Annotated in this window: 25 protein-coding genes; 17 read left to right on the top strand and 8 right to left on the bottom strand. The window is 70.0% G+C overall.

Annotated elements, in window-relative coordinates; all coding sequences use genetic code 11:
- Positions 1–41: 41 nt before the first annotated feature.
- Positions 42–599 carry a DUF4396 domain-containing protein gene (locus QIT00_RS02990; RefSeq protein ID WP_408909708.1) on the top strand — a complete coding sequence of 186 codons (558 nt, stop codon included), beginning with the start codon at positions 42–44 and terminating at the stop codon, positions 597–599.
- A 37-nt stretch (positions 600–636) separates the two neighbouring features.
- Here QIT00_RS02990 and QIT00_RS02985 read toward each other — a convergent pair whose 3' ends face one another.
- Positions 637–1,260, bottom strand: a complete 624-nt coding sequence (locus tag QIT00_RS02985; RefSeq protein ID WP_282533446.1) for a sulfite oxidase-like oxidoreductase — start codon at positions 1,258–1,260, stop codon at positions 637–639.
- 155 nt (positions 1,261–1,415) lie between these two features.
- On the opposite strand from QIT00_RS02985, the gene bfr reads away from it, so the two are divergent.
- On the top strand, positions 1,416–1,895 hold the full coding sequence (bfr, locus tag QIT00_RS02980) for a bacterioferritin (protein ID WP_282533445.1): 480 nt from the start codon (positions 1,416–1,418) through the stop codon (positions 1,893–1,895).
- A gap of 16 nt (positions 1,896–1,911) precedes the next feature.
- Here bfr and QIT00_RS02975 read toward each other — a convergent pair whose 3' ends face one another.
- From QIT00_RS02975 to QIT00_RS02960, 4 genes are all read right to left on the bottom strand, one after another.
- Complete coding sequence (locus tag QIT00_RS02975) at positions 1,912–2,160, bottom strand: (2Fe-2S)-binding protein (protein WP_282533444.1); 249 nt, start codon at positions 2,158–2,160, stop codon at positions 1,912–1,914.
- 1,206 nt (positions 2,161–3,366) lie between these two features.
- Complete coding sequence (locus tag QIT00_RS02970; protein ID WP_282533443.1) at positions 3,367–4,824, bottom strand: catalase; 1,458 nt, start codon at positions 4,822–4,824, stop codon at positions 3,367–3,369.
- 365 nt (positions 4,825–5,189) lie between these two features.
- A complete protein-coding gene (locus tag QIT00_RS02965) occupies positions 5,190–6,083 on the bottom strand; it encodes a 2-hydroxy-3-oxopropionate reductase (RefSeq protein WP_282533442.1) in 894 nt (297 codons plus the stop codon).
- An 89-nt stretch (positions 6,084–6,172) separates the two neighbouring features.
- Positions 6,173–7,012 carry a TIM barrel protein gene (locus QIT00_RS02960; protein ID WP_282533441.1) on the bottom strand — a complete coding sequence of 280 codons (840 nt, stop codon included), beginning with the start codon at positions 7,010–7,012 and terminating at the stop codon, positions 6,173–6,175.
- Positions 7,013–7,178: 166 nt separating this feature from the next.
- Here QIT00_RS02960 and QIT00_RS02955 point away from each other — a divergent pair, with 166 nt between their 5' ends.
- The 13 genes from QIT00_RS02955 to QIT00_RS02895 all read left to right on the top strand — a co-directional run bounded on the left by QIT00_RS02955 (position 7,179) and on the right by QIT00_RS02895 (position 20,610).
- Complete coding sequence (locus QIT00_RS02955; RefSeq protein ID WP_282533440.1) at positions 7,179–7,430, top strand: thiamine-binding protein; 252 nt, start codon at positions 7,179–7,181, stop codon at positions 7,428–7,430.
- Entirely contained in the window at positions 7,427–7,804 is a 378-nt protein-coding gene (locus QIT00_RS02950; RefSeq protein ID WP_282533439.1) for a helix-turn-helix domain-containing protein, read from the top strand. The genes QIT00_RS02955 and QIT00_RS02950 overlap by 4 nt, the downstream gene beginning before the upstream one ends.
- A gap of 147 nt (positions 7,805–7,951) precedes the next feature.
- Positions 7,952–8,497: a 2-oxo-4-hydroxy-4-carboxy-5-ureidoimidazoline decarboxylase gene (gene uraD, locus QIT00_RS02945; RefSeq protein ID WP_282533438.1), complete on the top strand. Its 546-nt coding sequence runs from the start codon at positions 7,952–7,954 to the stop codon at positions 8,495–8,497.
- Positions 8,494–8,892 (top strand): hydroxyisourate hydrolase, encoded by a 399-nt coding sequence (gene uraH / locus QIT00_RS02940; RefSeq protein WP_282533437.1) that lies wholly within the window; start codon positions 8,494–8,496, stop codon positions 8,890–8,892. The genes uraD and uraH overlap by 4 nt, the downstream gene beginning before the upstream one ends.
- A gap of 5 nt (positions 8,893–8,897) precedes the next feature.
- Positions 8,898–9,821, top strand: a complete 924-nt coding sequence (gene pucL, locus QIT00_RS02935) for a factor-independent urate hydroxylase (RefSeq protein ID WP_282533436.1) — start codon at positions 8,898–8,900, stop codon at positions 9,819–9,821.
- A 70-nt stretch (positions 9,822–9,891) separates the two neighbouring features.
- Positions 9,892–11,307, top strand: coding sequence for a nucleobase:cation symporter-2 family protein (locus tag QIT00_RS02930; protein ID WP_282533435.1), 1,416 nt, complete (start codon positions 9,892–9,894; stop codon positions 11,305–11,307).
- 80 nt (positions 11,308–11,387) lie between these two features.
- Entirely contained in the window at positions 11,388–12,776 is a 1,389-nt protein-coding gene (locus QIT00_RS02925) for an 8-oxoguanine deaminase (protein WP_282533434.1), read from the top strand.
- A gap of 327 nt (positions 12,777–13,103) precedes the next feature.
- Entirely contained in the window at positions 13,104–14,573 is a 1,470-nt protein-coding gene (locus tag QIT00_RS02920; RefSeq protein ID WP_408909707.1) for a nucleobase:cation symporter-2 family protein, read from the top strand.
- Between the two features lie 459 nt (positions 14,574–15,032).
- Complete coding sequence (locus tag QIT00_RS02915) at positions 15,033–16,127, top strand: substrate-binding domain-containing protein (RefSeq protein WP_282533433.1); 1,095 nt, start codon at positions 15,033–15,035, stop codon at positions 16,125–16,127.
- Positions 16,128–16,337: 210 nt separating this feature from the next.
- Positions 16,338–17,651, top strand: coding sequence for an ABC transporter substrate-binding protein (locus QIT00_RS02910; RefSeq protein ID WP_282533501.1), 1,314 nt, complete (start codon positions 16,338–16,340; stop codon positions 17,649–17,651).
- Between the two features lie 150 nt (positions 17,652–17,801).
- Positions 17,802–18,653 carry a carbohydrate ABC transporter permease gene (locus tag QIT00_RS02905; RefSeq protein WP_282533500.1) on the top strand — a complete coding sequence of 284 codons (852 nt, stop codon included), beginning with the start codon at positions 17,802–17,804 and terminating at the stop codon, positions 18,651–18,653.
- Positions 18,650–19,564 carry a carbohydrate ABC transporter permease gene (locus QIT00_RS02900; protein ID WP_282533432.1) on the top strand — a complete coding sequence of 305 codons (915 nt, stop codon included), beginning with the start codon at positions 18,650–18,652 and terminating at the stop codon, positions 19,562–19,564. Before QIT00_RS02905 ends, QIT00_RS02900 begins: the two co-directional genes overlap by 4 nt.
- Before the next feature lie 65 nt (positions 19,565–19,629).
- Complete coding sequence (locus QIT00_RS02895) at positions 19,630–20,610, top strand: hydroxyacid dehydrogenase (RefSeq protein ID WP_282533499.1); 981 nt, start codon at positions 19,630–19,632, stop codon at positions 20,608–20,610.
- 21 nt (positions 20,611–20,631) lie between these two features.
- Here QIT00_RS02895 and QIT00_RS02890 read toward each other — a convergent pair whose 3' ends face one another.
- From QIT00_RS02890 to QIT00_RS02880, 3 genes are all read right to left on the bottom strand, one after another.
- Positions 20,632–21,150 carry a hypothetical protein gene (locus QIT00_RS02890; protein WP_282533431.1) on the bottom strand — a complete coding sequence of 173 codons (519 nt, stop codon included), beginning with the start codon at positions 21,148–21,150 and terminating at the stop codon, positions 20,632–20,634.
- 9 nt (positions 21,151–21,159) lie between these two features.
- Positions 21,160–21,870, bottom strand: a complete 711-nt coding sequence (locus QIT00_RS02885; protein ID WP_282533430.1) for a heparin lyase I family protein — start codon at positions 21,868–21,870, stop codon at positions 21,160–21,162.
- Between the two features lie 229 nt (positions 21,871–22,099).
- Entirely contained in the window at positions 22,100–23,434 is a 1,335-nt protein-coding gene (locus QIT00_RS02880; protein WP_282533429.1) for a hypothetical protein, read from the bottom strand.
- A 73-nt stretch (positions 23,435–23,507) separates the two neighbouring features.
- Here QIT00_RS02880 and QIT00_RS02875 point away from each other — a divergent pair, with 73 nt between their 5' ends.
- Both QIT00_RS02875 and QIT00_RS02870 read left to right on the top strand, forming a co-directional pair.
- The gene (locus QIT00_RS02875) at positions 23,508–24,260 is read left to right on the top strand and encodes a glycosyltransferase family 2 protein (RefSeq protein ID WP_282533428.1); all 753 of its coding nucleotides are present in this window, start codon (positions 23,508–23,510) and stop codon (positions 24,258–24,260) included.
- A gap of 124 nt (positions 24,261–24,384) precedes the next feature.
- Complete coding sequence (locus QIT00_RS02870; RefSeq protein ID WP_282533427.1) at positions 24,385–26,319, top strand: hypothetical protein; 1,935 nt, start codon at positions 24,385–24,387, stop codon at positions 26,317–26,319.
- The last annotated feature ends 106 nt before the right edge of the window (positions 26,320–26,425 follow it).

Genomic DNA, 26,425 nt, shown 5'->3' with positions numbered 1-26,425 from the left:
AGGAACCGCTACCTGACGTTGGGGGCTTACTCATGGAGCACATGGAGCACGAGACCCACTCCGAGCACGAGACCCACTCCGAGCACCGGGGGGCGCACCGGGGGCACGAGGCGCACCACCACGGCCACGCACCCGACCAGCCCCACCAGCACGGTGGCGGCAAGGTCAGCTGGGCCATGGCCGCCAAGGCGACGCTGCACTGCCTCACCGGGTGCGCCATCGGCGAGGTGCTCGGCATGATCATCGGCACCGCGCTCGGCTGGGGCACCGCCCCGACGATGGCCCTCGCGATCACCTTGGCCTTCTTCTTCGGCTACTCGCTGACGCTCTGGGCGGTCGTCCGGGCCGGCGTCGGACTGCGTACCGCGATCGGGGTGGCGCTCGCCGCGGACACCCTGTCGATCACGGTCATGGAGGTCGTCGACAACGGCGTACTGCTGCTCGTGCCCGGCGCGATGGAGGCACATCTGTCGGACGCCTTGTTCTGGGGCGCGCTCGCCTTTGCGTTCGCGATCGCCTTTGTGGTCACCACTCCGGTGAACAAGTGGATGATCGGCCGCGGAAAGGGCCACGCGGTGGTGCACCAGTACCACCACTGAGCACGAGCACGGCCGCCGACCCGACGGCCCGGGGCCGCTACAGCTCCGGGCCGTCGCCCGGTTCTTCCTGGTACGAATAGCGCTGCTCGCGCCAGGGGTCACCGATGTTGTGGTAGCCGCGCTCCTCCCAGAAGCCGCGGCGGTCGGCCGTCATGTACTCGATGCCGCGCACCCACTTGGGCCCCTTCCAGGCGTAGAGGTGCGGCACCACGAGGCGGAGCGGAAAGCCGTGTTCGGCGGTGAGGAGTTCCCCGTCGCGATGCGTAGCGAAGATCGCCTTTTCGGATGTGAAGTCATCGAGGCGAAGGTTCGAACTGAATCCGTATTCGGCCCAGACCATGACGTGGGTGACATCGTTGGCAGGGGGCGCGATCTCGACAAGCGTGCGAGTCGGAACGCCGCCCCATTCGGCTCCGAGCATCGAGAATTTGGTGACGCAGTGCAGATCGGCCACGACCGTGGCGTACGGCAGAGCCGCGAATTCCTCGTGCGTCCAGCAGTGCTTGTCGCCGTCGGCGGTCGCGCCGAAAACCCTGAACTCCCAGCGCTCCGGGCGGAACTTGGGCACCGGGCCGTAATGGGTGACGGGCCAGCCCCGCTGCAGCCGCTGCCCCGGAGGAAGTTCCGACTGCTCCATTTCGCGGCTTTCCGGATGACCCATGCCTCCATGATGACAGCCCCGGAAGGGTGGCCGTGACCAGGTCTGCACCGATTCGGGCAACTCCTACTAAGCATGCACTTACTGGACGGCCACCGGCGCCGGTGCAAGGATTCGGCGCACCTGCCCCCGATACGTACTTGGAAGGAGCCTCTGCGATGCAGGGCGACCCCGAGGTCATCGAGTTCCTCAACGAGCAGCTGACCGCCGAGCTCACGGCCATCAACCAGTACTTCCTGCACGCGAAGATGCAGGAGAACTTCGGCTGGCCCAAGCTCGCGAAGTACACCCGGTCCGAGTCGTTCGACGAGATGAAGCACGCGGAGGTGCTGACCGACCGGATCCTCTTCCTCGACGGGCTGCCCAATTACCAGCGGCTCTTCCACGTCCGGGTGGGCCAGACCGTCACCGAGATGTTCCAGGCCGACCGGCAGATCGAGGTCGAGGCCATCGACCGCCTGAAGCGCGGCATCGAGGTCATGCGGACCAAGGGTGACATCACCTCGGCGAACATCTTCGAGTCGATCCTCGAGGACGAGGAGCACCACATCGACTATCTCGACACTCAGCTGGAGCTGGTGGAGAAGCTCGGTGAGCCGCTGTACATCGCGCAGCTGGTCGAGCAGCCGGAGAGCTAGGCAGCCCGGCGGGAGCCTAGGCGGCTTCGGCGTCCATGAGTTCCGCCGTGGGCGCGAATGCGGGCTCGCCCTGGTCGACCAGGTCACGGCGGGGGCAGGAGCCCCGGCCGAGCAGCGACTGGATCCGGCGCACGCAGGAACCGCAGTCCGTGCCGGCCTTGCAGGCCGACGCTATCTGGCGGGGGGTGCAGGCGCCGCCCTCCGCGTGCTTCTTCACCTGTTCCTCGGTCACCCCGAAGCAGCTGCAGACGAACACGCGGTACACCTCCCCGGAACTCGCGGTCGGGATCGATAGTCGTTGCCGTCCCGATTAATCGGTGAGGCTAACCTAACCTTACCCGTCAGAGGGAATACGCAAAAGCAGAGTGGGGGGGGGGGGGGGGGGGGGGGGGCCCCCGCCCGGGGGGGGCGGGGGGGGCGGGGGGGGGGGGGGGGGGCGGGCGGGGCCCCCCCCCCCCCCCCCCCGCTCCGGGGCTCCGCCCCGGACCCCGATCGCCCTTCGGGCTCGTCCTCAAACGCCGGACGGGCTGGATTTGGGCTCGCTGCCCCTCTCCGGTGGCAGCCGGGCTGGGTTTGGGCTCGCTGCCCCTCTCCATGTGGCAGCCGGGCTGGGTTTGGGCTGGCTCTCCGTGTGGCAGCCGGGCGTGTGGCAGCCGGGCTGGACTTGAACTCGCTCCCCGTGCGTCGGACCGGCTGGGTTTGGGCTCGCTTCCCGTGCGCCGGACCGGCTGGATTTGGGCTCGCTCCCCGTGCGCCGGACCGGCTGGATTTGGGCTCGCTCCCCGCGTCGGACGCGCGAGCTCTGGCCGCTGCTTTCGCTCAGTGCCGGCGCAGGGCTGGTTTCGTCGGTCTGGGGCTGAAGGCGCAGCCAAATCCAGCCCGTCCGGCGTTTGAGGACGAGCGCGTTCAGCGCGATACGGGGTCCGGGGCGGAGCCCCGAAGCGGGTCGGGTGTCTGGGGGCGCAGCCCTCGGAGCTGTCCGCTGAGGCCACGCGGCGCCGGCCGCGCAAGCGGGAAGGGGCGGGGAGAGGGGCGTAAGGGCGCACGCAAGACCCCCGCCCCCCCCGGCCCCCCCGACCCCGCGGACGCGAAAGAGCGCCGAGTCGCGGGACCGTCCGCAACTCGGCGCTCTGGCTGAGGAGTTGATGGAGTCGTCGATCATCGACGTTCCGTTGTTGCCGTCCGACGGCGCAAGGCTGGCGCGACAGGACGTTCGCGCCGCCGGACGGAGTCTGTGGTGCTGGGACCGCGGCGGATGCGATGGAGCCCGGTTTCCCCTCCCTCAGGTCGAGAAGGGCCCGTCGCACCTTTACCACCGCACTGGCTCGCACACCGCCGCGGTCTTAGCTGTCCGCCGGAGCGGACGCCCTGCCCTGGACCACCCCTCATCCGGGTCCCTGGCGAGGGCATACCCGTACGATGCCTGACCTCCCGTCAAACACCGTACGGAGCCTTACGAGCCGAAGCTCGCTCAGTCCTCGCGCAGGGCGCGGACGGCCTCCTCGACGCGCTTGCCGTAGTCGGCGTCGGCGGCGTGGAAGTGGGCGAGGTTCTTCTCGATGACGTCTTCGCGGGTGACCTGCGAGAGGCCGCCGGCGATGTTGGCGACGAGGCGCTTCTTCTCCTCCTCGGACATCAGGCGGTACAGCTCGCCCGCCTGGAAGAAGTCGTCGTCCTTGGTGTGCGCCGGGGCCTCGTGGGTGCCGGTGTAGCCGGACACGGCCAGCGGGGCGGCCAGCGGCTGACCGGTCTCGACGGGGCCGTCGTACGAGTTGGGCTCGTAGTTCTTGGCGCCGCGGCCCTGGGCGTTGGCGGCCATGAGGCCGTCGCGGCCGTAGTTGTTCGCCTGCGTCGCCTTGGGGGCGTTCACCGCGAGCTGGGTGTGGTTGACGCCCAGGCGGTAGCGGTGCGCGTCCGCGTAGGCGAACAGGCGGCCCTGCAGCATCTTGTCGGGGGAGGGGCCGATGCCCGGAACGAAGTTGTTCGGGGAGAACGCGGCCTGCTCGACCTCGGCGAAGACGTTGTCGGGGTTGCGGTCCAGGACCAGGCGGCCGACGCGCTGCAGCGGGTAGTCCTTGTGCGGCCACACCTTGGTGAGGTCGAACGGGTTGAAGCGGTAGTCCGCGGCCTCGGCGGCCGGCATGACCTGCACGTACAGGGTCCACGACGGGTTCACGCCGCGCTCGATGGCCTGCAGCAGGTCCGTCTGGTGCGAGTTGGCGTCCTGGCCCGCGAGCTCGGCGCCCTGCTCGGCGGAGAGGGAGCGGATGCCCTGGTTCGTCTTGAAGTGGTACTTGACGAAGAAGGCCTCACCCTGGGCGTTGGTCCACTGGTAGGTGTGGGAGCCGTAGCCGTTCATGTGGCGGTAGGACGCGGGGATGCCGCGGTCGCCCATGAGCCAGGTGATCTGGTGCGTGGCCTCCGGGGCGTGGGCCCAGAAGTCCCAGACGTTGTCCGCCTCCTGCTTGCCCGTGAAGGGGTCGCGCTTCTGGGAGTGGATGAAGTCGGGGAACTTGATCGGGTCCTTGATGAAGAACACCGGGGTGTTGTTGCCGACGAGGTCGTAGTTGCCCTCTTCGGTGTAGAACTTCAGCGCGAAGCCGCGCGGGTCGCGGACGGCGTCCGCGCCGCCGAGGCTGTCCGCCACGGTCGAGAAGCGCAGGAACGTCTCGGTCTTCTTGCCGACCTCGGAGAGGAAGTCGGCGGAGGTGAAGCCGGTGACGTCGTCGGTCACCTCGAAGTAGCCGTAGGCGCCCGAGCCACGGGCGTGCACCACGCGCTCCGGGATGCGCTCGCGGTTGAAGCGGGCGAGCTTCTCGAGCAGGTGCTGGTCCTGCAGGAGGATGGGGCCGCCGACGCCGGCGGTGGCGGAGTTCTGGTTGTCGGCGACCGGGGCGCCGGACTCGGTGGTAAGCACGCGCTGCGGCATGTTGTCGGGTGACCTTCCGTGCGGGAGCTGCTGGGCGGAGGGAATCCGCTGAGCGGAGAGATTCCGCGGATGCCGCGGAAAGACTTTTCCGCTGTGTGGTGGAGCGTAAGTTCGGGCCGAACCGAACGTCAACAGTTTGTTGAAGAAAGACGAATTCCCGGTTCCCCGCTGGTTCGCCAACCGGTTCCTGGCATGCCTGACCGGGCCCTGGTGGAACTCGTCCAGGGCCCTGCGCAGGCGGCCCGAGGCTTCGGGCCGTACGAGATATGTCCGGGCAGCGCCCGCGCCTGGGCGCGACAGGACAGGTGTCAGCGCGGGCGCCGCCCGGGGTTCTGGGGGACCGGCGAGGTCCCGGCGGGGCAGGGTCAGGCGACCTGCTGGCCCGAGAGGCGCTCGACGGCGCGCAGCAGCGCGGAGTGGTCGAGGCCGCCGTCACCCTGGGCGCGCAGCGAGGCGACCAGCTGGGCCACCACGCCGCCGACCGGCAGCGAGGCGCCGACGTTGCGGGCGGCGTCGGTGACGATGCCCATGTCCTTGTGGTGCAGGTCGATCCGGAAGCCCGGCTTGAAGTCCCGGTTCAGGAAGTTGTCCTTCTTGCGGGTCAGGACCGTGGAGCCGGCCAGACCGCCGTTGAGGACGTCGAGCGCGGCCTTCAGGTCCACGCCGGACTTCTCCAGGAAGACCACGGCCTCGGCGCAGGCCTGGATGTTGACCGCGACGATCAGCTGGTTGGCGGCCTTCACCGTCTGGCCGGAGCCGTGCGGACCGCAGAGCACGATGGTCTTGCCGAGGGTGTCGAGGATCGGCTTGGCGGTGTCGAAGTCCGCCTGCTCGCCGCCGACCATGATGGACAGGACGGCCTCGATGGCACCGGCCTCACCACCGGAGACGGGCGCGTCGATGACGCGGATGCCCTTCTCCTTGGCGTTCTTGGCCAGGTCCACGGAGGTCTGCGGCGTGATCGACGACATGTCGATGATCAGCGCGCCGGACTTCGCGTTCTCCAGGATGCCGTCGGGGCCGTACGCGATGGCCTCGACCTGCGGCGACGCGGGCACCATGGTGACGACGACGTCGGCGTCCTTGACCGCCTCGGCGATCGACTTGGCCGCGGTGCCGCCGGCGGCGGTGAGGCGGTCCAGCTTGTCCTGCTCCAGGGTGAAGCCGGTGACGTCGTAGCCCGCCTTGATCAGGTTCTCGGACATGGGGGAGCCCATGATGCCGAGGCCGATCCATGCGATCTTGGGAAGGTTGGACATGAGGGTGCCTCTTTCAAAAAGCTTGATACGGGGGTGAGTTGCCGCCCGCCGCACAGTCGGGCGGCAACTGGCTCCAGGGGAGGAGTAGCTCAGCGAGCCGCGCGGGCCTCGGCCGGCAGCCAGCCGAAGGCCTCGGCGCTCGGCTTGTCGCCGGGCTTGTACTCCAGGCCGACGAAGCCCTCGTAACCGGCCTGCTTCAGCTGGTCAAGGAGGGACTCCAGGGGCAGGTCACCGGTGCCCGGAGCGCCACGGCCCGGGTTGTCGGCGATCTGCACGTGGCCGGTCTTCTCGGTGTACTTGGCGATGATCTCGTCGAGGTCCTCGCCGTTCATGGACAGGTGGTACAGGTCCATGAGGAACTTGGCGTTGCCGAGTCCGGTGGCGGCGTTGACCGCGTCCACGATCTCGATCGCCTTGGGGGCGCTCACGATCGGGCACTTCGGCGACTCCGGCGCGTTGAGCGCCTCGATCAGCAGGATCGCGCCGACGCGGTCCGCCTCGGCGGCGGCCAGCTTCAGGTTCTCCAGGGCGAGCTCGTCCTGCGCGGCCGGGTCGACACCGTCGACGCGGTTGCCGTACAGGGCGTTGAGCGCCTTGCAGCCGAGCGACTGCGCGAAGTCCGCGGCCACCTTCAGGTTGGCGCGGAACTTGTCCGACTCCTCGCCGGGGATGGACAGCGCACCGCGGTCCGGTCCCGGCAGCTGGCCGGCATAGAAGTTCAGGCCCGTGAGCTGCACTCCGGCATCCTCGATCGCCTTCTTCAGGGCGTCGAGCTCAGCCTGCTCGGGCGTCGGGGAGTCGACCCAGGGCCACCACAGCTCGACCGCGGTGAAGCCCGCCGCGGCGGCGGCCGCGGGGCGCTCCAGAAGCGGGAGCTCGGTGAAGAGGATCGACAGGTTCACATTGAAGCGCTGGTCCGTGTAGCCCATGAGGGGTCTGGCGCTCCTTCCGTATAGCGGAAGTTACTTTCTACTTGATGGAAAGATTGCCCGCAGGTGGGGACGGCTGTCAAGACCGGCAGTGCAAAGAGGCCACCGGCGGTGCGCAGAACGAGGGGACTGCCGGAAATAGCCGGGCGCGCAGTAGGTTGACCGGGTGCGATTGAGAGTGGAGTTCACGACCGAGCCCTTCGACCTCGACGAGGCGCCGGCCCATGCGGTGGTGGCCCGGGACGTCATCCAGGCGGCCGAGCTCGACGCCGTCGACGTGGGTCCCTTCGGCAATACCGCGGAGGGTGGCGCCGACGAGGTCCTGACCGCGGTGGACGCGCTGCTGCGCAGGTCCCTGGCGGCCGGCGCCACCCGCGTCTCGCTGCAGATCAACGTGGTCGGGGAGGGCGAGCGGTGACCGAGCCCCGTGACCACCCCTTCGTCACCGCGGTCAAGCCGCTGGTCGACGCCATGGGCGGCGAACTGCTCAGACCCGACGAGGCCGACGGCGACGACGTCGTCCTCAGCTGGGAGGGCGAGGACGTCCTCGCCGTCCGGCTGCCCCAGCTCGCCGACTCCCTCGACCACATCCTGGCCGCCCAGGAGCGCCGCTACGGACAGCCGCTCGCCGAGCTCGACCGCAAGGCCAAGCAGGAGGTCGTACGGATACTGGAAGGGCGCGGCGCCTTCTCCGTACGGCATGGGGTGGAGACCGTGGCCGGCGCGCTCGGGGTCTCCCGGTTCACCGTCTACAACTACCTGAACAGGGAGAACGCCGCGAAGGCGGATTAACGACCGTTACGCCCTGTAGAGCAGCCGTCGCCCGGTGAACGGGCGGCGGCTTCTTTGTTCAAGATATTTCAACAAAGTGTTGACGCGGTGTTGTTGAGGGTCTTAGCTATTCGCAGCCCGTCCAGCACAGCCACGGAAGGCAATCCCGTGACTTCGAGCACCACACCGGGACTCTCCCGGTTCAACGCTCTCGAGGAGGCTGCGGCCACCGCAGAACTCCACGAGGTGTGCAGCAGTCCGGCCTGGGGCAGCAAGATCCTCGCCCAGCGCCCGTACGCATCGGCCGACCTTCTCTTCGCCGCGAGCGACGCCGCCATGGCCGAGCTGACCTCCGCGGATCTGGAGGAGGCCATGGCGGGGCACCCGCCGATCGGCCGCCCGAAGCCGGGTGACCCGACCTCGGCCCGCGAACAGCGGGGCATGGCCGGGGCCTCCGAGGAGCTCAAGGCCGAACTGCTCGAACTGAACCTGGCCTACCAGGAGAAGTTCGGACACGTCTTCCTCATCTGCGCCACCGGCGCCACGGCCGAGTTCATGCTCGACCAGATCAGGACCCGGATCGAGAACGGGCCCGAGCAGGAGCGCGAGATCGTCCGCACCGAACTGGGCAAGATCAACCGCATTCGGCTCACCCGCCTCGTCGAGGAGCCCGCAGAGGCCCAAGAGGCCGCAGAGGAAGGAAGCAAGGCATGAGCACCGCCACCACGGCATCGGTGTCCACGCACATCCTGGACACCAGCAAGGGCCGCCCCGCAGAGGGCGTCGCGATCCAGCTGTCCGCCCGCAGCGGCGGCACGGCTGAGTTCGTCGCGCTCGGCGGCTCCAAGACCGATGCCGACGGGCGCTGCAAGGACCTGCCGGCCCTGCCGGAAGGCACCACCCACGTACGACTCGACTTCGAGACCGAGGCGTACTTCCTGACCCAGCACAACCAGCAAGCCGAGGCGCAGCAGGACGCCCCCGCGAATCGGGACAGCGGTGCGTTCTTCCCGGAGGTGGCGATCACGTTCGCCGTCAAGCCGGGCGAGCACTACCACGTACCGCTGCTGCTCAACCCGTTCGGCTACTCCGTTTACCGAGGGAGCTAGCAGACATGCCCACGATTCTCGGCCAGAACCAGTACGGCAAAGCAGAGAACCGCGTCGTCAAGATCACGCGGGACGGCGACACCCACCACATCAAGGACCTGAACGTCTCGGTCGCCCTCTCCGGCGACCTGGAGGACGTGCACCTCTCCGGCTCGAACGCCAACTGCCTCCCGACCGACACCACCAAGAACACGGTGTACGCGTTCGCCAAGGAGTACGGCATCGAGTCCGCCGAGCAGTTCGGCATCCACCTCGCCCGTCACTTCGTGACGTCGCAGGAGCCGATCAAGCAGGCGCGCATCCGGATCGAGGAGTACGCCTGGGAGCGCATCGAGACCTCCGAGGCCAACTCGAAGTTCATCGGCTCCGACGAGGTCAAGCACTCCTTCGTCCGCAAGGGCCAGGAGACCCGCGTCAGCGAGATCACCTACGACGGTGAGAACTGGCAGGTCATCTCCGGCCTCAAGGACCTCATCGTCATGAACTCCACCAACTCGGAGTTCTGGGGCTACATCAAGGACAAGTACACGACCCTCCAGGAGGCGTACGACCGCATCCTGGCCACCCAGGTGTCGGGCCGCTGGCGGTTCAACTGGACCGACGACGAGCAGCGCATGCCCAACTGGGAGAAGTCGTACGACCAGGTCAAGAAGCACATGCTGCAGGCCTTCGCGGAGACCTACTCGCTGTCGCTGCAGCAGACCCTGTACCAGATGGGTTCGCGCATCATCAACAGCCGTTCGGAGATCGACGAGGTCCGCTTCTCGCTCCCGAACAAGCACCACTTCCTGGTGGACCTGGAGCCGTTCGGCCTGAAGAACGACAACGAGGTCTACTACGCGGCCGACCGTCCCTACGGCCTCATCGAGGCCACGATCCTGCGGGACGGCGTAGAGCCCCAGATCCCGGTCGACATGACCAACCTCTGACGCGGGACGTGCACGCCCCCGTCCGTCCGCAGCGGACGGGGGCGTGCCACACCGGAGGGAACGCACCGCCATGGCACAGCCTGCAAAAGGGCCGGTAGAAGGCCCGTGTTCCACCCCATCGGAGACCGGCAGCACGGCGACTGCCGACTGCCACCCGGTGGATGAGAAGCTCCACCCGTCGCGGCTCATCCCCGCCGCCCTTCAGCACATCGCCGCCATGTACGCGGGCGTCGTCACCCCTCCGCTGATCATCGGCCAGGCCGTCGGCCTGGACACCGCCGCGCAGACCCGGCTCATCGCCGCGGGACTGCTCATCGCAGGGCTCACCACCGTCCTGCAGACCCTCGGCGTCAAGAACTTCGCCGGCAACCGGCTGCCGTTCGTCAACGCCGCCTCCTCCGCGGGCATCGCACCGATCCTCGCCATCGCGGAGACCAACGCCCAAGGCGAGCAACTCCCCGCCATCTACGGCGCGGTGATGGTCGCCGGCGTCTTCTGCCTCGTCGTCGGACCGTTCTTCGGCCGGCTCCTGCGCTTCTTCCCGCCGCTCGTCACCGGCGTCGTCATCACCCTCATCGGTGTGACCCTGATGCCCGTGCCCGTCGGCTGGGCACAGGGAGGCGACAAGGAAGCCGCCGACTACGGCGACATGAAGTACCTCGCGCTCGCCGCCTTCACGCTCGTCGTGATCCTGCTCTTCCAGCGCTTCGGACGCGGCTTCGTCAAGCAAGTCGCCCTGCTCATGGGCCTGTTCATCGGCACCCTCGTCGCGATCCCGTTCGGCATGGCGGACTTCTCGTCCCTGGAGTCGGCCCCCGTCGCGGCCCTGCCCACGCCCTTCGACTTCGGCGTACCGACGTTCCAGCCCGCGGCGATCCTCTCGCTCTGCATCGTCATGCTGGTCCTGATGACCGAGTCCGCCGCCGGCATGATCGCCGTCGGCGAGATCTGCGAGCGCAAGACCGACGGCAGGACCATCACCCGCGGCCTGCGCACCGACGGCATCGCCACCCTCCTCGGCCCCGTCTTCGGCGGCTTCCCCACCTCGGCCTTCGCGCAGAACGTCGGCGTCGTCTCGCTGACCCGGGTGCGCAGCCGGTACGTCGTCGCCGTCGCGGGCGGCGCGCTGATCATCCTCGGCGCGTTCCCGGTGCTCGGCGCAGTCGTCTCCCTGGTGCCGATGCCGGTCCTCGGCGGCGCGGGCATCGTCCTGTTCGGCTCGATCGCCGTCAGCGGCATCCGTACGCTCTCGGAGGCCGGACTCGACGACAGCTCCAACATCATCCTGGTGGCCGTCTCGCTCGGCGCAGGCATCGTCCCGCTCGCCGCACCGACGTTCTACGCCGACTTCCCCGCCTGGGCGCAGACCGTGCTCGGCTCCGGCATCAGCGCGGGCGCGCTGGTCGCCGTCACGCTGAACCTGTTCTTCCACCATCTCGGCACCCGTGGCCGCGCCCCCGCGCCCGCGGCACTCAAATCCTCCTAGGGTCCTGCCGTGCCCCTCCCCGCCGTCCGCCCCCGGGCGGCGGGGGCACCACCACCGCCACACACAGAAGGAAGCGCACCATGGCACCTTCGGCAGCCCCTCAGCGCATCGTCATCGAGAACGCGGCGATCGCCACCGTCGACAGCCAGGACTCCGAGTACGCCTCGGGCCACCTGGTCGTCGCCGACAACAGGATCGAGTCCATCGGCGCGGGCCGCGCACCCGAGGGCTTGGAGAACGTGGTCCGGCGTATCGACGCCACCGGCCACCTGATCACGCCGGGTCTGATCAACACGCACCACCACTTCTACCAGTGGATCACCCGCGGCCTGGCCACCGACCACAACCTGTTCAACTGGCTCGTCGCCCTCTACCCGACGTGGGCGCGGATCGACGAGCCGATGGTCCGCGCCGCCGCGCAGGGCTCCCTCGCGATGATGGCCCGTGGCGGGGTCACCACCGCGATGGACCACCACTACGTCTACCCGCAGGGCTCCGGCGACCTGTCCGGCGCGATCATCGGCGCCGCCCGCGACATGGGCGTACGCTTCACGCTCGCCCGTGGCTCCATGGACCGATCCGAGAAGGACGGCGGCCTGCCCCCGGACTTCGCCGTCGAGACCACCGAGGGCGCGCTCGCCGCGACCGAGGAGACCGTCAACCAGCACCACGACTCGTCCTTCGACGCGATGACCCAGGTCGCCGTCGCGCCCTGCTCCCCGTTCTCCATCTCCACCGAACTCCTCCGTGAGGGCGCCGCGTTGGGCCGCCGGCTCGGTGTGCGCATGCACACCCACGGCTCGGAGACCGTGGAGGAGGAGAAGTTCTGCCACGAGCTGTTCGGCATGGGCCCCACCGACTACTTCGAGTCCACCGGCTTCCTCGGCGAGGACGTGTGGATGGCGCACTGCGTCCACATGAACGACTCCGACATCGCCGCCTTCGCCCGTACGAAGACCGGTGTCGCGCACTGCCCGTCGTCCAACGCCCGCCTCGCCGCCGGCATCGCCCGCGTCCCCGACATGCTGAAGGCCGGCGTGCCCGTGGGCCTCGGCGTGGACGGGACCGCGTCCAACGAGTCCGGTGAACTCCACACCGAGCTGCGCAACGCGCTCCTCATCAACCGGCTCGGCGCCCACAAGGAAGCCGCGCTCAACGCCCGTCAGGCCCTGCGCCTCGGCACCCACGGCGGTGCCCAAGTCCTGGGCCGCGCCGACCAGATCGGCTCGCTCGAAGCGGGCAAGCTCGCCGACTTCGTGCTGTGGAAGATCGACGGCATCGGCCACGCCTCGATCGCCGACCCGGTCACCGCGATCGTCTTCGGCGCGGCGGCCCCGGTCACCGCGTCGTTCGTCAACGGCAGGCAGATCGTCGAGGCGGGCCGCCTGCTCACGGCCGACGAAGAGGCCATCGCCCGCGACACCCGAGCCGAGGCCCAGCGCCTGGCCAGGATCGCGGCGTCGGCCTGACCCAGAGAGTCCGGCTGAGGGGGACGGCCCTCGGCCGGTCGCCGTGGACCCGAGCGGGGCCCACGGCAGCCGGAACCGGTGGGCGCGGCGCCATCGCCACGCCCACCGGGGACGGTGAACCGTCCTTCGTACGACCCGACTTGAACAACCGAACTGTCCGACTCGACCCGTACGACCGCACAGCGACCGCACATCGCAACCCCCTCGCCACAACCGCACACCGCTCAGCAGCACCCCCCCCCGCAGCACCAGCCGTTTGCACACCATCCGTACGACCTCCTAGACCCCGCGTCGCTGGCGACGCGTAAACAGACCGGAGGAACCGCCGTGGCAGCAACGCCCAGGGTTCAAAAAGCAGTCGCCGTGCCAGAGGACGAAACCGTCCGCGACCAGATGCCCGAAAAGCACCCGGTCGACGAGACGTTGCCCCCTCTCAAGATGATGACCAGCGGCCTTCAGCACGTGGCCGCCATGTACGCGGGTGTGGTCGCCCCGCCGCTCATCGTGGGAGCCGCCGTCGGGCTCTCCGCGAAGGAGCTCACCTTCCTCACCGGGGCCAGCCTGTTCACCGCGGGTCTGGCCACGTTCCTGCAGACCCTGGGCATCTGGAAGATCGGTGCCCGGCTGCCGTTCGTCAACGGTGTCACCTTCGCGGGCGTCGCGCCCATGGTGGCGATCGTCAACCAGACCCCGGACAAGAAGGACGCGCTGCCGATCATCTTCGGCGCCGTGATCGTCGCCGGTCTGCTCGGCTTCCTCGCGGCACCCTTCTTCTCCAAGCTGGTCCGGTTCTTCCCGCCGGTCGTCACCGGCACCGTGATCACCCTGATCGGTATCTCCCTGATGCCCGTCGCCTTCGGCTGGGCACAGGGGCCGGATCCGGCCGCCAAGGACTACGGCTCGTTCAAGTACCTGGGCCTGGCCGCGATATCCCTGGTCATCGTGTTGCTGATCCGCCGCTTCACGCGCGGCTTCGTCAAGCAGATCGCCGTACTTCTGGGGCTCGTACTGGGCACCCTCATCGCCATCCCGTTCGGCGTCGCCGACTTCAGCGCGCTCGGTGAGGCGGACCTGGTCGGCTTCCCGACGCCGTTCCACTTCGGCGCCCCGCAGTTCGCCCTCGCCGCGATCGTGTCGATGACCGTCGTCATGGTGGTCTCCATGACCGAGTCCACCGCCGACATGCTCGCCCTCGGCGAGATCGTCGACCGCCCGGCGGACGAGAAGACCATCGCGGCCGGCCTGCGCGCCGACACCCTCGGCTCCGCCCTGTCGCCGCTCTTCAACGGCTTCCTGGCGAGCGCGTTCGCGCAGAACGTCGGCCTGGTCGCGATGACGAAGATCCGCAGCCGGTTCGTGGTCGCCGTCGGTGGTGGCTTCCTGGTCCTGATGGGCCTGTGCCCGATCGCCGCGTCCCTGATCGCCGTCGTGCCGCGCCCGGTGCTCGGTGGTGCGGGCATCGTGCTGTTCGGCTCGGTCGCGGCCAGCGGCATCCAGACCCTCGCGAAGGCCGGGCTCGACAAGGACAACAACGTCCTCATCGTGGCCGTCTCGATCGCCATCGGCCTGATCCCGATCGCGGTGCCGACGTTCTACCACGCGTTCCCCGAGACCGCGATGATCATCCTGGACTCCGGTATCTCCACCGGCTGTGTGGCGGCCGTGGTGCTGAACCTGGTGTTCAACCATCTCGGCAAGAGCAAGGACGCGGCGGACGTGACGCATCCGATGGAGGGCGGTCACGACATCGCGGGCTCGCCCCCGGCCAAGCGTGCGGAGGAGGCTCCGGCCCACTAATCCCTCCGGGGGTCTGTTGGGCTCAGGCGTGGGGCGTGTGGCAGCAACTGCCGCACGCCCCACGCGTGTTGATTCCCCACCCCGCCCCTTCCCGGCTGTGCCCGATATGCGGCTGGCGCCGCGTGGCTGCGGCGCTTCGGGGGCTCCGCCCCCGGACCCCCTCCTCCAAGCTCTCGGCTTCGCTCGAGCAGGGGGGACCCCCATCTCAAACGCCGGAGGGGCTGAATTTTGCGGCCTCGCCCGCATCTTCAGCCCGTCCGGCGTTTGAGGACGAGCGCCTCAGCGCGATACGGGGTCCGGGGCGGAGCCCCGGGAGCCGTCCGCAGGACTTTCGGGAAGGGGCGGGTAGGGGAGAAGGAGCAGCCCCGACGGACCCGCACCGCAGGACTGATCGTATCGATCGCAAGCGATCGTTATGCTGGCGGGCGCGCCGGACCCACCGGCACGGAGGGGAGAGCCATGCGCCTGCATGTCGACCAGCGTCACGAGCGGGTCCTCGCACTGGTGAGGGAGCACGGCAGCATGCGCGTCGCCGAACTCGCCGCCGAACTGGGCGTCTCCGCCGTAACGCTGCGCCGCGACGTCGAGACCCTGGCAGGACAGGGCCGCGTACACCGGCTGCACGGCGCCGTCGTCTGGCCGGGCGAACGGGACGAGCCCGAGCCGCACCTTCCCGCCCCACGCCGAGCCGCCGAGGGCCTCGTCCTCGGCATGGTCGTGCCGACCACCGGCTACTACTACGCGGACGTCGTCCAGGGCGCCCGCGAGGCCGCCGAGGCGCACGGCGCGCGCCTGGTCGTCGGCCTCTCGCACTACCTGCCCGACGAGGACGGCCCCCAGGTAAAACGGCTGCTCTCCACCGGCGCCAACGGCCTGCTCCTGACGCCGAGTTGGGAACGGAGCGCCCCCGAACCCGGCACCGGCGCCTGGGTCGCCGAACTCGACGTGCCGACGGTCCTCGTGGAGCGCTGGGCACCGCTCGGCCACCCCGCCGCCGCCCTCGACCGGGTCCGCACCGACCACGCGTACGGCGCCGCCCGCGCCGTCCAGCACCTCGCCGGCCTTGGCCACCGCAAGGTCGCCATCGCCGCCCAGGAGAACCCGCACCGGGGCCGCCTCCAGGCCGGGTACGAGGCGGCCGTCGACGCCCTCGGCCTCGAACCCGCCCCGGTCTCCCCCCTCGACGGCAAGCCCGCCGTCCCCCGCGCCGAACGCTTCGACCGCACCCTCGACTACCTCTGCGAGGCGGTCGAGCGGCACGGCGTCACGGCGGCCCTGGTGCACAGCGACGCCGACGCGATCGTCCTGATCCCCCGCCTCCAGGCGCGCGGCGTGCGCGTACCGGAGGACCTGGCGGTCATCGCGTACGACGACGAGGTCGCCCCGCTCGCCGACGTACCGCTGACCGCCGTCGCCCCGGCCAAGCGTGAAGTGGGCGCGCGGGCGGCGCAGTTGCTGATCGACCGGCTGGTGGGGGCGCGGGGCGCGCGGCGGCACGTCGACATCCTGCCGGAACTCAAAGTCCGCGCCTCCTGCGGAGAGTCGGCCCGATAGTGCCCCGACAGGGGCGCGGGGCTGTGACATGAGCGGCTTCGCCGCGGGGCGCGCTCAGCCACGACGGCGCGAAAGCCGAACACGCACCGAAGCGATCGTTTTGATCGAGTTGTTCGTTCGCTCTTGACCAGCGATCGTCAACCCGCCAAAGATGACCTCGTTCGACCCCAACTGCCCCCGCAGCGACCGTCGTAGGAGCCGTGCATGCCGATGCCACGTACGCCCCGAACAGCAACAGCAACAGCAACCGCACTCACCGCCGCCGTCGCCTCCCTCGCCCTGCTCGCCACCGCCTGCGGAGGCGGCGAGGGTTCCGGCGCGGCCGGGGCGGACGGGGAGCCCGTCACGCTCACCTACTGGTCGGCGACCAACGGCGCCAAGGAGACGGTCGAGGCGTTCAACAAGAGCCAGGACCGCATCAAGGTGAAGTTCTCCCTCGTCCCGTCCGGCCCCGAGGGCGTCACCAAGCTTTCCAACGCCGTCAAGGGCGGCAACGCACCCGACGTCGCGACGATGGACTACTCACAGCTGCCCGAGTACGCGAGCGAGGGCAACCTGGAGGACCTCACCGAGGCCGCCGGGGACACCGTCGACAAGAAGTTCCCGGACAACATCAAGTCCCTGGTGAACCTCGGCGGCCGCACCTGGGCCGTGCCCTTCGACGTGACACCGATCGAGCTGTTCTACCGCAAGGACATCTTCAAGAAGCACGACGTGGACGTCCCCAAGACCTGGGAGCAGTACCGCGCCGCCGCCGAGAAGATCCACAAGGCCGACCCCGACGTCACCATCACCAACTTCGGCGGCGGCGACCCGGCCCTGCTCGCCGGTCTGTCCTGGCAGGCGGGCGCCCGCTGGTACGGCACCGAGGGGGAGTCCTGGAAGGTCGGCATCGACGACCCCAAGTCCCGTAAGGTCGCGGCCTATTGGGACGGTCTGCTGAAGGACGGCCTTGCCTCGAAGACGCCGCTGTGGGGCGAGGGCGAGGCCAAGGAGCGCGCCACCGGCAAGGTCGCCACGATCATCGGCGCCGCCTGGAGCGCGGGCAACTTCCCGACCGGCTACCCCGACAGCAAGGGCAAGTGGGGCATCGCCCCCATCCCCACCTGGGACGGCAAACCCGCCACCGGCATGTACGGCGGCACCTCCTTCATCGTTCCCAAGGGCAGCGAGAAGACCGAGGCCGCCGCCGAGTTCATCGAGTGGGCCACCACCGACCCGGCCGCGATGAAGGCCCGGATCACCTCGCAGAAGACCCCGAGCACCGCGCTGCCCGCCAACGAGGCCCTGCGCGAGGTCGCCGCGAAGGAGTACGACGGCTCGTACTTCCCCGGCCAGGACGTGTACGGAATCGCAGGTGAGGCCGCCGACTCGATCGTGCCCGGCTGGACCTGGGGCCCCGTGCACGCCAAGGTCACCTCGGCCCAGACGACGACGGGCGCCGACCACACGAAGGCACTGCGCGAAGGGCAGAGCGCGGCGGAGAAGGTGATCACCGAACGCGGCCTGAAGCTGGCCGACTAGCCGCGGGGCCGCACACCCGTCCGTTCGCCGGAACCGAAGGAGCAAGGAGCCTCGGTGGCTGTTCAACTCGCCCGGCCCGTCAAGTCGCTGGCCACAGGCGGCAGTTCGTCCTCTCGGCGGCGCCATCAGCGCGGTGCCGTCGCCCTGTTCATGGTCCCGTTCTTCGTCCTGTTCGCGGCGGTCACCCTGGCCCCGCTCGGCTACGCGGCCTGGATGAGCCTCTTCCGCGAGGAGTCCTCCGGCCTCGGATTCGGCGGTACGGAGCGGGTCTTCGCCGGGATCGGCAACTTCACGGAGGCGCTCACCGACCCGGCCTTCCTCGGCTCCTTCGGGCACATCGCCGTCTACTGCCTGATCTACATCCCCGTGATGATCGGCGGCGCTCTGGCGCTCGCGCTGCTCGTCGACTCCGCGCTCACCCGCGCCAAGCGGTTCTTCCAGATCGCGTACTACCTGCCGCACGCCGTGCCCGGACTGGTCGCCTCGATCATCTGGCTGTACCTCTACACGCCGGGCCTCAGCCCGGTCACCGAGGCGCTCCAAGGGCTCGGCGTGCACTGGAACTTCTTCGGCGCGGACGAGGCGCTCTACTCCATCGTCAACGTCTCGGCCTGGCAGTGGATCGGGTACAACATGATCATTTTCTACGCGGGGCTGCAGGCCATCCCGCGCGAGACCCTGGAGGCCGCCACGGTCGACGGCGCGGGAGCGTTCCGTACCGCGTTCCAGGTCAAGGTCCCGATGATCCGCTCGACCGTCGTCCTCACCCTCCTGTTCACCTGCGTCGGCGCCATCCAGCTCTTCGACGCGCCCAAGCTGATCCAGCTGCGCGCCACCGAGCTCGGCTCCGAATGGTCGCCGACCATGTACATCTACGCGCAGGCCTTCGAGAGCCGCGACTACGGGCTCGCCGCGGCCGCGTCCCTGCTGCTCGCCCTCGTCGCGGGCCTGCTCTCGTTCGTCGTCACCAAGCTCGGCAACCGGTGGAAGGCGGCCGCATGAGCACGCAGACCGCCCGGCCTGTTCGTACGACCGTCCAGGCGCCACCACCACCCATCCCTCAACCACCGCGCGCACCACGGCAGTTGACGTCCAAGCTCGCCGTCCACGCCGTCCTGCTCGTCTTCGCCCTCTACACCCTGATGCCGCTGACCTGGCTGGTCATCGCGGCCACCAAGAACTACCGGGACCTGTTCGCCACCAACCCGTTCGCCCTCGGCGACTTCAACCTCTGGCACAACCTCGGCGAGCTGCTCGCGTACAACGACGGCATCTACAGCCGCTGGCTCGCCAACAGCGTGCTCTACACCGTCGTCGGCTCGCTGCTCTCCACCCTCATCTCGGTGGCCTGCGGCTACGCCTTCGACAAGTACGAGTTCAAGGGCAAGGAGTCGCTGTTCGGGCTTGTCCTGGTCGGTGTGCTCGTGCCCGCCACGGTCGTCCAACTGCCGCTGTATCTGCTCGCGTCCGAGGCAGGCCTGGTCAACACGTACTGGGCGGTGCTGATCCCGAGCCTGGTCAACCCGTTCGGGGTGTATCTGGCGCGGGTCTTCTCCGAGGGGTACGTGCCGGGGGAGGTCCTGGAGGCCGCGCGGGTCGACGGGGCGGGGGAGCTGCGGACGTTCGTGTCCGTGTCGCTGCCGATGCTGGCGCCCGGCTTCATGACGATCTTCCTGTTCTCGTTCACCGCGTCCTGGAACAACTTCTACGGCGCCCTGATGATGCTGAACGACGAGGAGCTCTATCCGGTCAACCTCGGCCTGTACGCCTGGCAGAAGAGCGTGTACCAGCAGCCCGAGCTGTATCCGCTGGTCATCATCGGCGCGCTCGTCGCCGTACTGCCGCTGATCGTCGCCTTCCTGTGCCTGCAGCGCTTCTGGCGCTCCGGGCTGACCGCCGGAGCCGTCAAGTGACCACAGCCGACCGCCGCCCCCTGCCCACGCGTGACACGGCCGGGCGTCCCCGCACGGTGCTCGCCATGAGCCCGGAGACGCGCGACGCCGTGTTCGGGGCCGCCGCGCTGCGCCGACTGGCCGAGGTGGCGCGCATCGAGCCGGGACGGCTCGTCACGGACTTCGAAAACCCCTTGTCCGCCAGTGAGTTGGGGGAGGCCGAGGTGCTGCTCACCGGCTGGGGCTGCCCGCCCCTGGACCGGGCGGCGCTGCGGCGGCTGCCCCGGCTGAAGGCCGTCGTGCACGCCGCCGGGAGCGTGAAGGGGCATGTCACCGAGGAGTGCTGGCGGCGCGGCATCGCCGTCACGACGGCCGCCGCCGCCAACGCCCTGCCCGTCGCCGAGTACACGCTCGCCGCGATCCTCTTCGCCAACAAACGCGTCCTGGCCGGTGCCCACGCCTACCGCGCCGCCCGCGGCCGCGTGAACCTCATCGAACGCTTCCCCGACGTCGGCAACTACCGCCGCACCGTCGGCCTCGTCGGCGCCTCCCGCATCGGCCGCCGCGTCATCGAACTCCTCGCGCCCTTCGACGTACGGGTCCTGCTGCACGACCCGTACGTCGGTCCGGGGGAGGCGGCGGCGCTCGGCGTCGAGCCGGTCGACCTGGACGCGCTCGCCCTGCGCAGCGACATCGTCTCCCTGCACGCGCCCCAACTCCCGTCCACCCGGCACCTGTTCGACGCCCGCAGGCTCGCCCTGATGCCGGACGGCGCGACGCTCATCAACACCGCCCGCGGCTCGCTCGTCGACACCGAGGCGCTCACGGAGGAGGTGCGCACGGGCCGGCTGCACGCGGTCCTGGACCACACCGAGCCCGAGGTGCTGCCCGCCGACTCACCCCTCTTCGACCTGCCGAACGTCCTCCTCACCCCGCACCTCGCCGGGTCCATCGGCGGCGAACTGCACCGCCTCGCGGACACGGCCATCGACGAACTCGCCCGGTACGCAAGGGGGTTGCCGTTCCTGTACGCGGTCGACCCGAGGACGCTGTCCCGCTCGGCGTGAGCGTGCGTACGGCCGGTCCTGTCAGTCGGACACCAGGTGGAGTAGCGCGGTGCCGTCCGCCCCGGCCGCCACCTGCACGACCACCGCGTCGGGTTGGGCCTCGGGCGCCGAAGTACCCACTCGACCACAGGAGTTGCCGCTGCCGTTCGCGCGGAGGACGGTGATGCATCCCTGCCCCGGCCCGCTCGCGCTGCCCCGCGAGCGGCCGTTCGCGGACTTCACGGTGTACGCGACCTTGTTTGGTCCGACCTCGGTGACGGAGAGGGTGGCCTTCCCGCCGGGCCCGTCGAAGCTCACCTCGACGGGCTTCGACGTGAGGACCTCGCAGTCGGCGTCCGCGCAGGCCTTGATGTCGTGGCCGTCCTCGGCGGTGCGGGAGGGCGTGGGGCTCGGTGTCGGCGTCGGTGCCGGTGCCGGTGTCGTTTTCGGGTTGGGGCTCAGTGGCTTTCCGTCGTCCGTGGGGCCGTTGCACGCCGTGAGTGACACGGCGGCGAGCAGAACGGCGCCTACGGCCCTGCCGTGCAAGGAAGTCGCACCCATGCGGGCACGTTAGTCCACGTCGCCGTACTCCGTACCCACCTTGAGCCCGTCGATCCAGTTGATGACGCGCTTGTCCTTCACCTCGGCCCCGTAGGTCCCGAAGCGGGTGTCGTTGCCGAGGTCGTCCCAGGTGCGGCCGGAGAACTCGGCGACCTTGGTGCCGTTGTAGAACGCGGCCACCCAGCCGGTGGACGCCTCGTCGGAGGTGTGGATGCCGAGCACGATCCGCTTGTACGTACTGGTCGCGACGGGCGTGGACCACTTCAGCGTCCAGTTCTCGCCGGGCTCGATGTGGAACAGCTTGAGCCGCCCGCCCTCGACCTTCATGAGCACCGGGTAGTTCTGCTGGTGCTGGTCGCCCGTGCCGTACGACTTCCACTGGAAGATCGTCCCGGCGTCCGGGGTGTTGGTGGAGGTGTCCCAGCCGATCCAGTACGTGCTGTCGTTCCGGAACGTGTACCGGGAGCCGCCGACCCGGATCCCGTGCGCCTCGCAACGCTCAAGGCCCAGCGGCTTGTTGAACTTGAACACCTGCCCGCGCCCGTCGTTGTTGTCCTGCGCCACCACGCTCCCGGGCGAGTCGCAGAGCGTGGACGAGAACACCCCGGTCCCCTGCCCGGCGTCCCCGTCCCAGATGACGGATGCCTGGGCGGGACTCGCGGTGACGAGCCCGAGAGAACAGGAGGCGGCAACGAGGGCACCGGTACGTCGCTTGCGCATGGGGGCTCCTTGGAGAGGGAGACGCTCTGCGAGGGGGCTGGGGGCCTGGGGGCCTGGAGGCTCGGGGCCTTGCGGGTGCGCTGCGTACGGGGCGTTTCTAGCATGGGGGGATCGAACGCTCAATAGGTGCAGGGGAGTTGAGCGTTTCGATCGGTTGGTGGTGCGGATCCCGGGCGGTCCGGTCCCGTGCGGTCCGGTCCCGCTCGGTCCGGTCCCGTCCGGTCCGGTCTCAGGAGGATGACCGGTGATTCCCGCCGGGCTGCCGTGCCCGCCGGGTGCGTGTGATGTACCACGTGCCACCGGTGATCACGAAGGCGAAGGCGAGGAGCCCGCCGCCCAGTTCGGCGATCAGCCAGGCGCGGTCGTGCAGCGACATGTCGCCGTTGAGGGTGATCTGCAGGGAGCCGACCGCGAAGGCGATCACGGCGGCGAAGAGGGCCACCAGCTCCATCGCGCGGATGGTCGCGGCACGCGTGCCCTCCACCAGCTCCCGCTGGGTCTGTTCCTGGCGTTCCTTGTCCCGCCGGAGTTCCTCCTCCAACTCCCGCCAGCGGCGCTCGTGTTCGCTCTCCAACTCGACCAGTCGCCGCTGGTGCGCGTCCTCCAGCTCCTCCATCCGCCGACGCTGCCGCGCATCGAACCGAGCGCGCTCCCGCCCGTCCAGGATCTCCGCGCGCTTGCTCAGGTACTGCTGCTGCAGCAGTTCGTGGCTGATGCGCGTACCGATCGCCGGGAGCAGTGTCAGCGCGGTCGTGATGCTGCCGAGCGCGGCGTCGTGGTCGCCGCGCATGTGCCGGGCGCAGGCGAGGCGGAAGTGGAACATGTGGTCGAGCGGGTGGTCCCGTACCGCCTCCTGGGCGTGGACGCTCAACACCTCGCCCTGGTCGTCGAACGGGAGCGCCATCTGGATGCCGTTGAGGCAGATGTCGACCACGTGGCGCGTCCGCTCGGGGGAGTTCCAGGCCTCGCTCAACAGGCTCAGGGCGTGGTCGGTGGTGATGCTCTCGCTGCCGAACGCGGCGAAGGAGCGCAGCGCGACGAACAGCGGTTCCTGACGGTGCGAACCGGCGGCCAGGGCGAGCAGGGACGACTCCAGGAACTGGCGCAGCTCGTCGTGCTGGAAGTTCGCGCGCAGTTTCCCGGCGTGGTACAGCGCCGCGAAGTAGGCGACGTCCCCGGCGGCGGTGTCACCGGCCACGATCTCCTCGGTGGCCTCGGACAGTTCGCCGCCGGACTCCCCGTGCTCCCTGGTGATGAACGCGTACCCCAGACTCCACTTCTCCAGGACCTCCGTACGGCAGTCACGCGCGACGTGGGCCATCAGCCACGCCGCGCAGGCGGCGGCCGTACGCACGCTGGGAAGCGCGAGGAACCGCCGTCGCCAGTACCGGTCGGCGCAGATCAGGAAGGCGTCCGTCGCGAAGTCCGCCGAGCCGACGTCGTACGGCGGCTCCCGCCCCGCGTCGAGGAACGCCGCGGCCGCCTCCTCGCAGACCCGGTCGAGCTCCCGCGAGTCCGATACCGGAATCTGCCGCAGCCGTGCGGAAATGGCCGCCACGTCCATGCTTCCCCCTCCACCTCTGCGGTCCCCGCCCTGACTATCACGGCCGCCACCGCCGGATCATATGATCGCGAACATGCAGGTGAATGTCGTCACGGCCGTCCACGCGCCGCACGCGGGGCTCCTGTCCCACGCGTGGCAGTCGCTCCTCGCGCAGAGCCATGACGACTGGACCTGGCTCGTCCAGATCGACGGCCCGGACAGCCCCGTTCAGGAGGCGCTCACGTCCTGCGGCGCCGCGTACGACGGTCGCGTCCGGATCGACACGAACGGTACGAGCGAGGGCCCGGCCGTCACGCGCAATGTCGCCCTCGGGCGGGCCGAGGCGCCCTTGGTCCAGAACCTGGACGCGGACGACGAACTCGAACCCGGGGCGCTGTCGTTGCTCGCGCGGGGGCTCGAAGCCCACCCGGAGGCGGGGTTCGCCGTGGGCCGGGCACGGGACCTGCTGCCCGACGGTTCCCTCGTGGACCACACCCTGCCCGTCCGCCCCGGCCTCCTTCCCCGGGGCGCGCTGCTGACCGACTGGGCCACGGACGGCCCGGGGCCCCGCCGCCTGCCGGTCCACCCGGCGGGCGCGATGTGGCGGCGCACCCTGCTGCTGTCTCTGGGCGGCTGGTCGGCCCTCCGCGGCATGGAGGACACCGGTCTGGCCATGGCCGCCTCCGCGGCCGGCCCCGGACTGCTCATCGACGAGCCGACGCTGCGGTACCGCAAGCACCCCGGTCAGACATCGACGGCGGCCTCGGAATTCCGGGGGGGGGGCTATTCAGATAGCCCTCATACGGCAGCGCGCGGAGCAGTTGAGCAGCACGTCCGGCGGGCCTGACGACGGGCCGCGGCCGTAGCCCCCGGTAGGACTTGTGTCCGGGGAACGCCTGCCGGTCGGGCGGGATGATCTCTACGGTTGGGGGCGCGGGCGCGCGTGCCGGCGTGTGGGGAAAGGGAGTTGCATGGAGGAGATCGCCACGTTGGCGGGGGTGTGCGCGAGCAGCGTGGTCACGTTGCTCGTGTCGGACGGGTTCGGCTGGACCAAGGCCCGGCTCCTCGGACTCTTCCGGCGCGGACGGCGCAACGGCCGCACCGCCGACGAGCGGGACGCCGAGCAGACCGTCGAGCGGCTGCGGCGTGCGCTCCTGGAGGGGCGCGAGGCGGGCGACGAGACCGTGGAGGGCGCCGTCGAGCACCAACTTGCGGACGACTTCGAGGAGTTCATGCGCGAGGACCCGGCATTCGCCGAGCACGTCGAGGAAGTGGTGCGCGACGCCCGCAGGGCGGGTCCACCGGCCGCCTTCGGGGCGAACATCCTGCACTACGTCAACCACGAGAAGCTCCTCGCCGCCATGGAGGCGCACTGGTCCCGGTGCGCGGAAGCCGAAGTGTCCGCGGTGATGTTCCTCGCCGGACTGCGCGGCACCGGCCGCCGTACGACGGCCCTGCGCTGGGCGCACTCCCGTGCCGGGCACTTCGCCACGCCCCCGCTCGAAGCCGACCTGGGCCGGAACGCCGACGGCGCGCACGCCGACCCGGCCGCGGTCCTCGACGGCTGGCTGGCCCAGCTCGCGGTGCCCCCGGCGGACCGGCCCGGCGGCCTGGCCGGGAAAGCGGCGGCCTTCCGGGCGGCGTGCGCCCGGGTGCACCGCGACCAGGGGCCGGTCCTCGTGTTCCTCTTCAACGCCGAGACGCGCGGCCAGATCGAGCCGCTGCTTCCCCGTACCCCCGGCAGTGCCGTCGTCATCACCGGCCGCGAGGCACCCCGGCACCTGGACGGCTCCCCGGACTTCGCACCCCTGCCAGTGCCCCCGCTGGGCCTCGACCACTCGGTGGAGCTGCTCGCCCGGGTCAGCGGCATCGCCACCGAACCGGGACGGCTGCGTCCGCTGGCCCGGAACGTCGGGGGCAACCCCTGGGCGCTGCGGATCGTCGCCGGACAACTCCGCTCCCCGGACCCCGGCGTCCTCGACGACATCGGCGACCTGCTCGCACACCGCGACACGAGGCAGGAGCTCCTGGACATGACCGACGAGCCCTCGCTGTACGCCACCCTCGACCTCGCGTACGACCGTCTCGCCCCGAAGTCCGCCCGGCTGTACCGCGTCCTCGGACTGCTGCCGCCGGGGCGGGTCCAGGTGGACACCCTGTGCGCGCTCCTTCCGGCCTGGAGGACGTCCGAAGTGCGCGGCGCGCTGCGGGAGTTGAAGGACGGCAGCCTCGTGGAGCGCGCCGCGCAGGACGCGTACCGCCTCGAACCCCTCGTCCACGACCACGCCCTGACCCGTGCCGAGCAGGACGAGGAGCCCACGGAGCGCGAACAGCTCCGGGACCGGTTCTTCGCGCACCTCCTGGAGTTCGTGGAGCGCGGCGAGGCGGCGCTCTCGGCACGGTGGTTGTACGACCCGGAGTACGTCGCCCCGCGCAGGGAGAGCGCGCCACGAGCCGAAGCGGCCCGTGCGGAGGGGCGGTTGGCCCGCCGTCGGGACGCGCTCGTGCCCGCCGTGCTCCTCGCGCACGCCACCGGCCGGCACCGGCACGCCTGGCGGCTGTGCCAGGGGCTGTGGAGCTTCTACCTGCGGACGGCGAGCCACACGGAGTGGATCGACTCGCACCGCGCGGGCCTCGCCGCGGCCCAGGTCTGCCTCGACGATCCGCTCGCCGTGGCCCGTATGCGCTTCCAGCTCGGCTTCGCCCACCTGGACCGCTGGAGCCTCGACGAGGACGACCCGCGCCTGGCCCGCGAGCAGTTGGAGGCAGGCCTGAGCCTGGTGCGCGGCGCAGAGCGGGGGGAGGGGTGGCGGCGCACCGAGTCCAGCCTGCTCGAAGCCCTGGGGCTGCTCGCCCTGAAGCTGAGGCACGGCACGCGGGCCCTCGACTGCTTCACCCGGGCCTAGGACGCCCTCGACGGCATCGTCCACCCGCGCGGCCACGCCCTGCTCACCTTCCACGCGGCTCGCGCGTACTCGGCCCTGAGTCGGCACAATGACGCCGAGCGGCAAT

This window comes from Streptomyces luteolus (genome assembly GCF_029968015.1).
In the GTDB taxonomy this organism is placed as follows: Bacteria; Actinomycetota; Actinomycetes; order Streptomycetales; family Streptomycetaceae; genus Streptomyces; species Streptomyces luteolus.
Note: the sequence above shows the minus strand (reverse complement) of the source record. Positions and strands in the feature narration are given on the sequence as shown.